This window comes from Paraburkholderia sp. DD10, from assembly GCF_049177125.1.
Classification (GTDB): Bacteria; Pseudomonadota; Gammaproteobacteria; order Burkholderiales; family Burkholderiaceae; genus Paraburkholderia; species Paraburkholderia terricola.
This window is the reverse complement of record NZ_CP185392.1, coordinates 2,744,612-2,758,431: the sequence shown is the minus strand read 5'-3', so window position 1 is coordinate 2,758,431 and position 13,820 is coordinate 2,744,612. Positions and strand designations below refer to the sequence as shown.

Annotated in this window: 7 protein-coding genes and 1 pseudogene; 6 read left to right on the top strand and 2 right to left on the bottom strand. The window is 65.1% G+C overall.

Annotated elements, in window-relative coordinates; all coding sequences use genetic code 11:
* Positions 1-94 precede the first annotated feature (94 nt).
* Both ACOCG7_RS12530 and ACOCG7_RS12525 read right to left on the bottom strand, forming a co-directional pair.
* The gene (locus ACOCG7_RS12530) at positions 95-1,084 is read right to left on the bottom strand and encodes a cytochrome d ubiquinol oxidase subunit II (protein WP_421375661.1); all 990 of its coding nucleotides are present in this window, start codon (positions 1,082-1,084) and stop codon (positions 95-97) included.
* A 25-nt stretch (positions 1,085-1,109) separates the two neighbouring features.
* A pseudogene (locus ACOCG7_RS12525) lies at positions 1,110-2,506 on the bottom strand (cytochrome ubiquinol oxidase subunit I).
* A 259-nt stretch (positions 2,507-2,765) separates the two neighbouring features.
* On the opposite strand from ACOCG7_RS12525, the gene ACOCG7_RS12520 reads away from it, so the two are divergent.
* From ACOCG7_RS12520 to ACOCG7_RS12495, 6 genes are all read left to right on the top strand, one after another.
* A complete protein-coding gene (locus tag ACOCG7_RS12520; RefSeq protein WP_421375659.1) occupies positions 2,766-3,233 on the top strand; it encodes a hypothetical protein in 468 nt (155 codons plus the stop codon).
* A gap of 332 nt (positions 3,234-3,565) precedes the next feature.
* Positions 3,566-5,101, top strand: coding sequence for an ATP-binding protein (locus ACOCG7_RS12515; RefSeq protein ID WP_421375657.1), 1,536 nt, complete (start codon positions 3,566-3,568; stop codon positions 5,099-5,101).
* Between the two features lie 128 nt (positions 5,102-5,229).
* A complete protein-coding gene (locus tag ACOCG7_RS12510; protein WP_073432282.1) occupies positions 5,230-5,604 on the top strand; it encodes a response regulator transcription factor in 375 nt (124 codons plus the stop codon).
* Positions 5,601-11,192, top strand: a complete 5,592-nt coding sequence (locus ACOCG7_RS12505) for an AAA family ATPase (protein WP_421375655.1) — start codon at positions 5,601-5,603, stop codon at positions 11,190-11,192. The genes ACOCG7_RS12510 and ACOCG7_RS12505 overlap by 4 nt, the downstream gene beginning before the upstream one ends.
* 412 nt (positions 11,193-11,604) lie before the next feature.
* Complete coding sequence (locus tag ACOCG7_RS12500; RefSeq protein ID WP_073428564.1) at positions 11,605-12,921, top strand: MFS transporter; 1,317 nt, start codon at positions 11,605-11,607, stop codon at positions 12,919-12,921.
* Positions 12,922-13,002: 81 nt separating this feature from the next.
* Entirely contained in the window at positions 13,003-13,728 is a 726-nt protein-coding gene (locus ACOCG7_RS12495) for a haloacid dehalogenase type II (protein ID WP_073428563.1), read from the top strand.
* The last annotated feature ends 92 nt before the right edge of the window (positions 13,729-13,820 follow it).

Below are 13,820 nucleotides of genomic sequence, written 5' to 3'. Positions count from 1 at the left end.
CGCGACATCGGCGCTCACGCTACCCGCGCCGGCCGTCCATGCAAAATCGCATCGACGGCCGGCGTATTTTTATTTGCCGCCGCGCCTGCTTCCCTCATTCGCCCGCCTCCGAGCCGCCCACCACCTTGCCGCGAAAAATGTAGTACTGGTAGAGGTTGTAGCCGATCATCACCGGGAAGATCAGGCCGATGCCGATCAGCATGAAGACGAGGGTCGCCGAATCGGACGCCGCTTCGACGATGCCCAGCTTGCCCGGAACGAAGTCGGGAAAGAGGCTGATCGCGAGCCCGGCGAACGAGAGCACGAAAAGCGTCACCGACGCGCGAAACGGCACGCCGGCGCTGCCGAGATAGAGCGACGCCATGATCGCCGCGAAGGCGAGCGCGGCGGCGGCGCCGAGCGCCAGCAGCAGATGGAACACGCCGGGCTGAGTCCAGCGCTCGTGGCCGACCTCGCTGAGGAACCAGGTGGCGGCGGTCAGCAGCACGGCGGCCGCGACGGTGATCGGCGCGCAGAGCAACGCAAGGCGGCGCGCCCATTGTTCGAGCGTGCCCACGGTTTTCTTGACCAGATACGTCGCGCCGAGCAGCGAATAGCCGGCCACCACGCCGAGCGCCGACACGGCGACGAACACGTCGCCACGCGCGCCGGGAACGAATCCGGTGATGACCTTGCCGAGCACGATGCCCTGCGCGAGGGCGGCGACCAGGCTGCCGATGCCGAACACCTTGTCCCACAGCGGACCGTGCGCCACGCCATGACGGAACTCGATCGCCGCGCCGCGCATGATGAGCCCCGCGATCAGCGCCATCACCGGCAGATACAGGTCTTGCAGAAGCAGCGCATACGCGTCGGGAAACGCGCCGAAGAGCGCGCCGCCCACCACCACGAGCCACGTTTCGTTGGCGTCCCAAACGTGGCCGATGGTTCGCACCATGACGTCGTGATCCTCGCGGCGTTTGCGCAACAGGCTGAGTATGCCGATGCCGAGATCGAAGCCGTCGGTGATCACGTAGAACGCCAGCATGAGTCCGATCAGGCCGAACCAGGTGACGGCGAGCATCGTGTGAGTGGAGCTGTCCATGAGATATCCTCGCGACGAAAATGTTTTAGTACTCGGTGAGCTTGACCGCCGCCTCGGCGTTGAGAGGAGCGGGCGGGTTCAACGTGAGGTCCGGGCCGGTCTTCAGCCAGTTGCGCGCCAGCACGAAGAACGTGACGAGCAGCACGACGTAAAAGGCAACGAACATCGCCATGCTCAGCGTGACCGACGAGGCGGCGACGGCGGACGCCGCGTCTTGCGTGCGCAGCAGCCCGTACACCACCCAGGGCTGGCGTCCCACCTCGCGCACGATCCAGCCGGCCTCCACGGCGACGTAGGGCAGCGGAATGCACAGCACCCACGCGAGCAGCAGCTTGCGTTGCGCGAGCAACGCTTCGAGACTGCCGCGCGTCCGTCGCAAGACCCAGACGGTCCAGAACGCCAGCAGCATGAAAAGAAAACCGATGCCCGCCATCACGCGGAATGCGTAATAGAGGAGCGGAATCATCGGCGGCTGATCGGCGCGCGCGAAATCGGTGAGCCCTTTCACCTGGCCGTGCAGCGTATGAGTGCCGAGCACGCTCAGCATGCCGGGCACTTCGAGCGACCAGTCGTTGCGCTGCGCGTGCTGATTCGGCCACGCGAGCAGCGACCACGACGCGCCGGTGCCCGGCGCGTTGGTGATCCAATGCCCCTCGATCGCCGCGCCCTTGGCCGGCTGTGTCCTGAACACGCTGCCGCCGCTCGCGTCGCCGAGCCAGATCTGCAGCGGCGCGGCGAACACCAGCACCGTCAGCGCGAGCCTGAACGAGCGCGCGAAGAACTCGGGATGACGCCGCCTGAACAGATGCCACGCCGAGATGCCCGCGATCACGAACATGCCGGTTTCGATCGCGGCCACCCACATGTGCGTGACGCCCCACACCATGTCGGGATTGAAGATCGCCGCCACGTAATCCGTCACGACGAGCTTGCCGTTTTGCACCGTGACGCCGGCGGGCGTCTGCATCCACGAATTGGCGACCATGATCCAGAACGCGGAGATGCTGGAGCCGAGCGCGACCATCGAGGTGGCGAACAGATGCACGCCGCGCGGCACGCGTCCCAGCCGAGCAGCATCACGCCGATGAAGCCCGCCTCCAGCATGAAGGCCATCGCCCCTTCGAAGCCGAGAATGTTGCCGAAGAACTGCCCGCTGTAGCGCGAAAAGCCGGCCCAGTTGGTGCCGAACTGAAATTCCATCGGAATGCCGCTCACCACGCCGACCGCGAAATTCAGCACCAGCAGCTTGCTCCAGAAGCGCGCATGCCGGTAATAGACGACGTTGCCGGTTCTGAGCCACAGCACTTCGATCAGCACGAGAAAGGCCGACAGACTGATCGTCAGAATCGGCCACAGGATGTGGAAGATCGCCGTCATCGCGAACTGCGCGCGCGACAGATCGAGTACGTCACTGACATGCATGGTGGGCTCCGGCGTTCGACATGAGGCTCAAGCATGGGTTCGGGTCGCGCGCGGCACTTGTTCAAATGCCCCGCTGTTGCCGATTCGCACGCTGGCGGACGCGCATGCTGCGCCATGCGCGTGGCGGCGCGCCGTGCATTTACGAAACCTCGCGGACGATTCGAAAGCCCGGCGAGTCGCGTCGCCGAATAATGGTGTCGAACGTGGGCCGCTGCGCGAACGCACGAAGACCCGTCCGCAAGAAAACCGGAGAACGACGATGCGATATGTGAACGAGTCACACCATGAGATGAACGGCGGCGAGTTGGGATATTGGACGCGGACGAACCGCGCCGCGCTGCACGATTCGCACGCGCACAACATGCCGGCTCCGCAACCGGCTCTCGGACGCTGGACCCGCTTCGTCGTGATCGCGACGGGCGTGTGGTCGCTGTGCGAGTTGCCGTTCGAAGTCTGGGCGAGCCGCTCGGCGAGCGAGGCGGCCGCGTGCATCGTCGCCAAGCTGCTGTGGGTGGCGCTGGTCGGTTTCGTTCTGGCCGGAAACCGCACGGCGCGGATCGTCTACGCGTTTCTGTGCACGATCGGATTGATGGCGGTGGCGTTCGGCCTGCCTGCCGAATACCGGGTGTTCCCGCTGGGCTTCGTTCTATCTTCGGTGGAATGTGTGTTGAAGGCGAGCGCGTTCGTTTGCCTCGTGTCGGCCGGCATCTATCCCGACGAGGCGTGAGCTGTGACGCGTGCCGCTGCCCGCGCGCATCGGGTTATACCAAGGTGTGAATGCCAGGCCGTGATGCCGCGGCCCGCGTTGCATGCCCGAGCCGCCAGGGCTTGCCGGCTCGCGATCCGCGCCGTTTGCGGTACGCCGCGGGCGAGAGTGGGAACAAGCGCGGGCACAAGCGTGCGGCAAGCGCCGGCGTCATATCCCTATGGATAATGGTTTCAGAGGAGATTCCCCCCTACCATGCTTCTGACGACAAGCGCTTCGCCCCCGACACGGGGTGCACGGGGCGGCGTCTTCGAACGTGCCCGTTCCGCTAACCAACCAGGCGTGAGTGCAGCATGATAAAGATCGGTCGAGTTACCGTATCACTGGAAATGCGCGAGATTTACCTGGACGGTCAACTGGTTCAGGTGGGTTCACGCGCGTTCGACATCCTCGAACTGCTGATCAACGCGAGAGGAAAGACCGTGACCAAGGACGAGATTTTGCGTGAGGTGTGGCCGAAGTCGGTGGTCGAGGAAAACAATATTCACGTGCAGTTATCGGCGCTCAGGAAGATTTTCGGCGCGGACAAGGACGTGATCCGCACGATATCCGGGCGCGGCTATCGCCTGGCCGCGCCGGTCGAGGAAAGCGCGACGCTCGGCATGGCCGACGCCGGCGCCATCCATGCCGGCCGCACGGAACCCGGAAAACTGAGCGGCCTGCCGGTGTGCCATGCGCCGCTGATCGGGCGCGATGCGGCGATCGCCGAGATCGGCGGCGCGCTGACGGGCACGCCGATCGTCACCTTGCTCGGGCCGGGCGGCATTGGCAAGACGCAGCTCGCTATCGCAGTTGCGGCAGTCGCGGCGAGCGCGGCGACCGCGGACGTCGAAGTGTGCTTCGTCGCGCTGGCTTCGGTGGAGCGCGGGCAGTGCATCGTCGGCACGCTCGCCGAAGCGCTGGGCGTTCGGCGCGGCGATGGCGCGGACGATGCCGATGGCGCGCTCACGCCCGAAACCCTCGTCGCCGCGATCGCGGGGCGCAAGCTGCTGATCCTGCTGGATAACTGCGAGCACGTGATCGAGTCGGCGGCAACGGTGTGCGAACTGCTCGTTCAGGCGAGCGCCGAGGTCCGCATTCTCGCGACGAGCCGCGAACCCCTGCGCACCCGCGACGAAAAGTTCTACTGGGTGCCGCCGCTCGACACGCCGGATCTCGACGCGTCCTCGCAGCGCATTCTCGCCTGCGCTTCGGTCAGACTGTTTCTTGCGCGGCTCGATGCGTTCAATGCCGATTTCACGAGCGAGCGCGACAGCCTCGACATGATCGCGACGATTTGCCGTCGGCTCGACGGCGTGCCGCTCGCGCTCGAACTCGCGGCGGCGCGCGCGGGCGTGTTCGGGATTCGCAAGCTGTTGTCCGAGATGGACGACCGTTTCCGCTGTCTGACCGGCGGGCGGCGCACCGCGCCGGCGCGGCAGCAGACATTGGCCGCGGCGCTCGACTGGAGCTACCGTCTGCTCGACGAGACGGAACGACTCGTGCTGCACCGGCTCGGCGTGTTTCCGGCGCGTTTTTCGCTGGACGCGGCCTGCGCGATCGCAACGTGCGAGCGTCTGTCGCGCAACGAGGTGACCGAGGCGATGGTGGGGCTTGCGTCGAAGTGCCTCGTCATGACAACCTTCGACAGCACGGTCAAGGCGTATTTCCTGCTTGAAACGACGCGTGAATACGCGCTGTGCAAGCTATACGAATCGGGCGAGGCGGACGAGGTCCACGCGCGCGGCGCCGATTATCTGGAGCCGGCGTACGAGCAGCGTTACACGCGCGGCGTCGTTGCGGGCGCGCCCGGCCGCGAGCGTGCGCTGAGTTCGATCGCGCCGGGATGAACGGCGCGCAATCCTCGGCGAACCCGCGCCGAACCCCTGCGCACCCCGGCCGCCGCGGCAATCGCGCCGAATATGATCTACACGCATGATGTGGGCGCGCCTCGCGCGCCCCTGGAGTACAGGCAGCCATGAGTTTTGTTTGCATCGTCGACGATGACGCTTCGGTACGGAGCGGTCTCGGGAATCTCCTGAAGGCCGTGGGCTATACGACCGTGTCCTTTTCATCGGGCGAGGACTTCCTTGCCTCGCCCGTCGTCGACGATGCGTTGTGCGTGTTGCTCGACGTGCGGATGCAGGGCATGCAGGGGCTCGACGTGCAGCGTCGACTGAACGCGGAGCATCGGCGGGTTCCCATCGTGTTCATGTCGGCGCACGGCGACGATGACACCGTGCAGCGCGCCATGCGCCAGGGCGCGGTCGGCTTTCTGCGCAAGCCCTTTGCGGAAGAAATGCTGCTCGATTCGATCGAGCTTGCGATCGGACGCAAAGGGGCGGCGAATTGAGCACGGACGCGATCATCGAGAGCCCCGGTCCCGGCCCCGGCGAATCCGCCGTCGTCATCCACTTCGATCAGGCGTGGTTCGATCAGCTCCTGCTCGAACCGCTGCTGATCGACGGCAACATCGTGCGGTATCGCGCGAGGTCGTCTGACGGATTGCAGTCGTGGCTGATCGCGGCGGCCACCGACGTTCCGTCGGAAGCCGTTTTCCGCCGTTTGCAGCAGGAGTTCGCCGCCGCCTCCAGACTCGAATCGACGTGGGCCGTGCGGCCCGTCGCGCTCTTGCGGCTAGCCGAGAGCCCGGTTCTCGTGTGCGAGGATGGCGGCGGCGCGCTGATTCACCTCGCGGCGGACGGAACCATCGCGCCCGGCCGTTTCCTGCGACTGTCGGTGGGCGCGGCCCGCGCGTTGCGGCATGCGCATTCGCGCGGCGTGCTTCATCGCGACCTCAAGCCGGCGAATCTGCTGGAAGGCGCGGACGGCACGGTGCGGCTGCTGGGCGTGCGCGACGCGTCCAGCGCCGCCGGTGAGCCGGCTGCGGAAGCGCACGACACGCTATACGGCACGCTCGCCTACATGTCGCCCGAACAGGCGCGCCGCGCCGAGCGTCACGCGGACGAGCGCAGCGATCTCTATTCGCTCGGCGTGACGCTCTACGAACTGCTCACCGGGCGGCTGCCATTCGAAGCGAACGACGCGGTCGAGTGGGTCTACAACCACGTCGCGCGTCAGCCCGCGAATCCGCTGCAATTTCGCCACGCGATTCCCGAGGTGCTCGGCGCGATCATTCTGAAGTTGCTCGCCAAGAATCCCGACGAGCGGTATCAGAGCGCGTCGAGTCTCGAAGCGGATTTGCGCCGCTGTCTCGCGGACTGGAACGAAATGCAGCACGTCGTGCCGTTCGAACCCGCGGCCGAGGACAACGTGAGGCACCTCGCGGTGACGCATCGTCTGTTCGGAAGGGCGAACGAACATGACACGCTGCTGGAGGCGTTCCGGCGCAACGCGCGGCAAGGCAGCCCCGAACTGATCCTCGTGTCCGGCTATTCGGGCGCGGGCAAATCGGAACTGGTGCGAAGCGCGCACCGCGCCACGGCTCAGTCGCCCACGCTGTTCGCTTCGGGCAAGCTCGAACAATACGGACAGAACGCGCCCTACGCGCCGTTGATGCAGGCCGTGCGCTCGCTGTTCCAGCGCATTCTCGGCGAAGCCGAAGCCGATCTGCAACGCTGGCGCAACGTGCTGCGCGAGGCGCTGCAATGGCAGGGCAAACTGCTCGCCAGTTTCATTCCCGAACTCGAACTGGTGCTGGGCGCGCAGCCGGACGTGCCGGATCTGCCGCCGGTGGAGGCGCAGCTTCGTTTCCGGGCGTTGCTCACGCGGCTCATTTCCGTGTTCGCCACCGCGCAGCATCCGTTGATCCTGTTCTTCGACGACGTTCACTGGTTCGACGACGCCACGTTGAATTTCATCGCGGGCTTCGTCACGAATCCGGAGATCAGGCATGTGCTGCTGATCTGCGCGTATCGCGACAACGAGGTCGAGCGTTCGCCGAAGTTCAAGGCTTTCCTCGACGCGCTGCCGGGCGGCGCGGCACGCGTCACGCGGCTCGCGGTCGCGCCGCTCGATCCCGCCAACGTCGCCGCGTTGCTGGCCGACGCGCTGCATTGCGCGCCCGCGCAGGTCTTGGCGCTCGCGCAGGTGGTTCACGACAAGACAGGCGGCAATCCGTTCTTCGTCAAGCAACTGCTGCTGGCCTTGGCCGACAATCAGCTGATCCGTTACGACGGGATCGTGGGCCGCTGGACGTGGGAGCTCGAACGCATCCGCGAGCATCAGTATTCCGACAACGTGGTCGACCTGATGGTCACGCGCGTGGCCCGCTTGCCCGCCGACGCGCAGGCCGTTCTGCGGCTGCTGGCGTTCATGGGGCGGCGGGTGGACAAGACCACGCTGTTGCGGATCGACCGTGACGCCGATGCCGAACTGGAGCGGCGCCTGCGTCCCGCCGTCGAAGCGGGGCTCGTGCTGTCGGACAGAACCGGCTTCGCCTTCGCGCACGACCGCGTGCAGGAAGCGGCGTATGCGCTGACCGATGTGCGCGACCGCGCGGCCGAACATGCGCGCATCGCGCGCGTGCTGTTCGAGGAGTTCAACGTGCGCGAGGTCCGCAAGTCGGCCTTTGAAATCGCGCATCACATTCAACTGGCGCAGGCGGCCGGCGCGTTTCATTCGCTCGATGCCGACGAAACGCGCGTGTTCAGCAAGATCTGTCTGCAAGCGGCCCGCCACGCGAAGGAAGCGATCGCGATTCAATCGGCGCTGAACTACCTGGACGTCGCGCAAAATCTGCTCGACGCGAGCGGCGACGACTATTCGCGCTCGCTCGGCTTCGAGGTCGGCCTGTTGCGCGTGCAGTGTCATATTCTGAACGCCGACTTCGAGGCGGCGGGCGCGCGGATCGAGACGCTGCTGCGCCAGGACTTGCCGGTGATCGCGCGCGCCTCGGTGTACAAGCTCAAGGTCGACATGCAGCAGCATCTGTCGGACTACGAGGCCGCGATCGAGACGGCGCTGGAAGGCATCAAGCTATTCGGCCGCGACATGCCGCGTTATCCCGAAGCGGCGGATGTCGACGCCGCGTATAACCGCCTGAACGAATCGCTGCGCACGCGCAGCATCGCCTCGCTGGCCGAATTGCCGGCCTTGCAAAACGAGGCGATCGAATCGGAATTGAATCTGCTGGCGAGCGTCTATGCGCCGGCCTCGTTCGTGAACGAACGGCTCGGTTTCCTGCACCTGTGTCACATGGCGCAGTTGACGATCGATCATGGCGTCACGGCGGCGTCGGCGCATTGTTTCGCCTGGTTCGGCGTCTATGTGGCCGAGTTCTTCGGCCGCTACGAGGAAGGCTTCGAATATTCGCGGCTCGGCCGCAGGCTGACCGAGCAACGCGGCTACCAGTCGGCGGTGACCAGCACGCTCGTTGCGCTCGACCAGGTGAGCGTGTGGACGCAGCCGCTGCCCTACGTGCTGGAATGCGCGCGCGGCGCGTTCGAATCGGCGCGTCCGAGCGGCGATCTGACGATGAGCTGCTACGCGTGCAATCACATCGTGTCGGACCTGCTGACCCAGGGCGTGCCGTTGGATCAGGTCGACAAGGAAATCGACGTGGGCCTTTCGTTCGCGCGGCGCGTGCGTTTCAAGGACGTCGAGCACATTCTCGAACTGCAAAAGCGCTTCGTGCATAGCCTGAGCGGCGGGCCTGGCCTGCCGGGCAATTTCGGCATGGTGGTCGATGGGCGAATGACCTTCGACCCCGCGCTGCTCGACACGCAGATGACCACCCTGCGTTTCTGGATCTGGCTGTTCAAGGGCGTCTCCTGCTATTTCCACGGCGACCATCACAACGCGGCGTATTGCCTGAGCGTGGCCGGCGAGTTGAAGTGGGCGACGCCCGCGCATATTCATCTGCTGGACTATCACTTTTATCAAGCCCTCAACCTTGCGAAAACCTGCGCCGATCACAACGAGGCCGTCGAGAAGATCGAGCCGCATCTGGCGAAGCTGAGGCACTGGGCGCGGATCAATCCGGCCACCTTCAAGGACAAGCTGCTGATCGTCGAGGCCGAGGTCGCGCGGCTCAAGGGCTCGCCGCTCGAGGCGCTGGCCTTCTACGAGCAGGCGGCGGGCGCGGCGGCGGAGAACGGTTTCACGCACAGCCACGCGCTCGCTCATGAACTCGCGTCGCTGTGCTGCAAGTCGAACGGGCTTTTCACCGCGGCGCGCCATCATCACCGCTGCGCGATCGAGGGCTATACCCGCTGGGGCGCGCTTCTCAAGGTCGAGCAGCTCGAACGCGCCGAACGTCCGCTGCATCATGCGTTCGAGCGGCCTGGCGCGGCGCGCGCCGCGGTCGAAATCGCCGACGCGCAGGAGCAGTTCGATCTGGTGTCCGCGCTCAAATCGTCGCAGGCCTTGTCCGAGGAGATCGTGCTCGACAAGCTGGTCAGAACGCTCGTGACGTTGGCGATCGTCCACGCGGGCGCGCAGCGCGGCGCGCTGATGCTGCTGAAGGACGATGTGCCGGTTATCGAGGCGCATGGGCAGGAGGAGCCGGGCGGCGTTCAGGTGACGCTATCCGGCGAACGCGCCGAGGGCTCGTACATTCCGCTGTCGGTGTTCTATACGGCGCTGCGCACGCGCAAGCCCGTGGTGGTGGAAGACGCGCGGCGCGATGCGCGCTTTTCGTTCGATACGTCGCTTGCGGAACGGTCCGTGCGTTCGGTGCTGTGCCTGCCGCTCGTCAAGCAGGGCAACGCGATCGGCGCGTTGTACCTGGAGAACGACCTGACGGCCGGCGTTTTCACCGCGAGCCGCACGTCGGTGCTCGAATTGCTGGCGTCACAGGCGGCGATTTCGCTGGAGACGGCGCGCCTCTATGCGGAACTCGTCGAGGAAAACAAGCGCAGAAAGCAGACCGAGTCGGCGTTGCGGATGAGCGAGGAGGCGCTTGCGCTGGGGCAGAAGATCGGCCGGTCGGGCAGCTACATCTGGAACAGTCTGAGCGGCGAACGCTACTGGTCCGATGAGCTTTACAACGTGTTCGGCTGGCCGATGGAGAGGGGCAGCCCGAGCGACGAGGCGATCATCGAACGCATTCATCCCGAGGACGTGGACGCATACCGCGAAGCGGTGGAGCGCGCCACGCGCGAGCGCACGCCGTTCCGCATGAAATTCCGCGTGCGCGTGCCCGGCGGCGCGGTCCGGCACCTGGAAGCGCTCGGCGAGCCTTCGGGCGTGAGCAACTTCGTCGGCGTGGTGACGGATTACACCGAGCGTCACATGACCGAACTCGCGCTGCAAAACGCCAAGATCGAACTAGCGCGCGCCTCGCGCGCGACCACGATGGGCGAGCTAGCGGCTTCGGTCGCGCATGAGATCAATCAGCCGCTCGCGTCCATCGTCTCGAACGCGAGCGCGGGCGTGCGCTGGCTGAACCGCCCGGAGCCCGACATGCACGAGGCGCTGGCCGGCTTGCGCGATATCGTCAAGGACGGCAAGCGCGCCGGCGACATCATCCGCTCGCTGCAATCGCTCGCCAAGGAAGCGAAGCCGAGCCCGGTGCCGACCTTCGTCGACAGCGTGGTGCGCGAGGTGTTCGCGCTGGCGGCCGCCGAAATCGAGCAGAAGGGCGTGAACGTCAGGCTCGATCTGGCGTCGCGCTGCGCGGTGCTGGCCGATCGCGTGCAATTGCAGCAGGTGCTGTTCAACCTCGTCATGAACGCCGCGGATGCGATGAGCCATCTCGACGCGCGGCAGCGCTTGCTGAGCGTCGCCACGGCGGTCAACGGCCAGGGTTCGGTGACGGTGTCGGTGCAGGACAACGGCTGCGGCATCAGCGCCGAGATCGCGCCGCGCATTTTCGACGCGTTCTTTACGACGAAGGAAACCGGCATGGGGATGGGGCTCGCGATCTGCAAGTCGATCATCGAGGCGCATGGCGGCACGTTGACCGCCACGCCGGGCGAGCCGACGGGGACGGTGTTCGGATTTACGCTGCCGGTGGCCGAGCACCCGGTTTTGCCTTGACCGCCGAGCCGGTTCGCTCGCGGCGCAGGGCATTTTTAACCAGGACAGCCTCTTAAAAGACTGAGTATGCCAGGCGCAGTCAGTCATTGACGGGAGCGCATCGAGGTGCCGCACAACGCATGAGAACGAGCCGGAAGCAACGTGCTGGCGGGACGGCGCGCTCGACGGCGCGTGTCTTGCCACCGCCCGCTACGGCAAGCACAAGTTCGATCGGCACCTGCACGACGAACTCCTCATCGTCGCCACGAGGCGCGCGCGATAACCGCGGGTGATCGCCGTATCGAAACAATTCATTGGTCAACCATCCGGCGTTCACCTAATGTCCCACAAAACTGGGCGCATACCGGCTCGAACGCATCAAGCCTGCCGGCACGCGCCCTACGCGGCGTCGTGAAAAAAAACGGAGGAGACAATGTTTCATCGACCCAGAGTCAGTCGAGCGATTCTCGCGATCATGTGCGGGATGTCGTTCATCATGTATCTCGATCGCGTCAATCTCTCGGCGGCCGCGGGCCTGATCCGCGATGATCTGCATCTGAGCAATACCAACGTGGGCCTCGTCTTCGCGGCGTTCGCCTACACGTATGCAATCTGTCAGGTGATCGGCGGCTGGGTCAGCGACCGCTTCGGCGCGAAGCTGACGCTGGTCGTCTGCGCGAGCATCTGGATCGTCGCCACCGTCGCCACGGGGCTGGCGGGCGGCGTCGTGTCGCTGTTCTGCGCGCGCATGTTGCTCGGCGTCGGCGAAGGCGCGGCCTTGCCCGCGCAGGCGCGTGCCCTGACCAACTGGTTTCCGTCCAGCAAGCGCGGCTTCGTGCAGGGTCTCACCCATTCTTTTTCGCGGCTCGGCAACGCCATTACGCCGCCGTTTGTCGCCTTGCTCGTCGCGTTCTCGTCGTGGCGCGCGTCGTTCTTCGTGGTCGGCGCATTGACGCTGGCATGGGTGCTGGTCTACGCATGGTATTTCACCGACAATCCGCGCAAGCATCGCCATATGACGGCGCAGGAAGAAGCGGAATTGCCGCCCGCGGGCAGGGTCGCCATCGAAAAAACGAGTGAGCCGACGCCGTGGCGGCGTCTCATCAAACGCATCGGGCCGACCATGCTCGTGTACTTCTGCTATGGCTGGACCGGCTGGCTCTTCTTCACGTGGCTGCCGACCTTCTTCATGCACGGGCGCGGGCTCGATCTGAAAAGCTCTGCGATGTTTTCGGCCGGCGTGTTTCTGTCCGGCGTGGTCGGCAATACGGCGGGCGGCGTGCTCAGCGATCGCGTGCTGAAGCGCACGCGCAACGTGGTCGCCGCGCGGCGCAACGTGATTATCGGCGCGTTCCTCGGCGCGCTGGTGTTCCTTGCGCCGGTGATGGTCGTGAAATCCTTGCCGGTCATGGCGGCGTGCATGAGCCTTTCGTTCTTCTTCCTCGAAATGACGATCGGACCGGTCTGGGCCGTGCCGATGGATATCACGCCCAAACACGTCGGCGTGGCGAGCGGGCTGGTGAATGCCGGCTCGGCGGTGGCGGGCATTTTCACGCCTATCGTGTTCGGTCTCGTGGTCGATCGCACGGGCAGTTGGACGCTGCCGTTCGCCGGTTCGCTCGGGCTGCTCGCCGTGGGGATCGTCGCGACGTTCTTCATGCGGCCGGATATTCCGCTCGACACGGCGAGCGCGCCGGCCGATACGAGTGGTGGCAATGATCTGAGATTCGCCGAGCGTCCGGGCCAGTGAGACGAGATGTGATTGCCGTAACGGCCGCGGCTGGAAGCCTCTACACTGTGGCTTCAATCCGCGAACCACTGAGGCAATGGCATGCAACTGACCGACTTCGATACGCTGACGTTCGATTGCTACGGCACCTTGATCGATTGGGAAACGGGCATTTTCGAGGGCTTGCGGCCGCTGCTCGAACGCGTCGCGCAGCCGCTGACGCGTGACCAGGTGCTCGAAGCTCACGCGCGGCATGAGTCGTCGCAACAGCGGTACACGCCCGCGCGGCGTTATCGGGAACTGCTGCCGATCGTCTACAAGCGTCTCGCGGAAGAATGGCGCGTGCCGTTCACGCTCGCGGACTGCGTGGCCTATGGCGAGTCCATTCGCAACTGGCCGGCGTTCGACGACTCGGCACAAGCGCTGCGGTATTTGAAAAAGCACTACAAGCTCGTCATCCTCTCGAACGTGGACAACGAAAGCTTTGCGTATAGCAACGCGAAATTGCAGGTGGAGTTCGACGCGATCATCACGGCCGAAGACGTCGGTTCATACAAGCCGTCACCGCGTAATTTCGAGTACATGCTGGAGAAACTGGGCGAGCGCGGAATCTCGAAAGAGACGATTCTTCATACGGCCGAGAGCCTGTTTCACGACCATAAACCGGCGAACGCATTCGGTCTCGCGTCGTGCTGGATTTATCGACGTCATGCGAAGCAGGGCTTCGGCGCGACGATGGACCCCGGTTCACAGCCGAGGATCGACTTCCGCTTCAACAGCATGGCCGATCTCGTGAAAGCGCATCAGGAAGCTTTGCAGCGAGGGTAGTGCTCGAAGCAGAGGCTGCCGCCTCGGCGCATTGTTGCAGACGGCGCGATGGCGTGTCGGCGGCAGCGGAATTCAGCAAGCACGGCGGCGTA

Bases quoted from the DNA above. Each gene is read 5' to 3' on its own strand.
- ACOCG7_RS12530 (WP_421375661.1), bottom strand. From the start codon at position 1,084: ATGGACAGCTCCACTCACACGATGCTCGCCGTCACCTGGTTCGGCCTG.
- ACOCG7_RS12520 (WP_421375659.1), top strand. From the start codon at position 2,766: ATGCGATATGTGAACGAGTCACACCATGAGATGAACGGCGGCGAGTTG.
- ACOCG7_RS12515 (WP_421375657.1), top strand. From the start codon at position 3,566: ATGATAAAGATCGGTCGAGTTACCGTATCACTGGAAATGCGCGAGATT.
- ACOCG7_RS12510 (WP_073432282.1), top strand. From the start codon at position 5,230: ATGAGTTTTGTTTGCATCGTCGACGATGACGCTTCGGTACGGAGCGGT.
- ACOCG7_RS12500 (WP_073428564.1), top strand. From the start codon at position 11,605: ATGTTTCATCGACCCAGAGTCAGTCGAGCGATTCTCGCGATCATGTGC.
- ACOCG7_RS12495 (WP_073428563.1), top strand. From the start codon at position 13,003: ATGCAACTGACCGACTTCGATACGCTGACGTTCGATTGCTACGGCACC.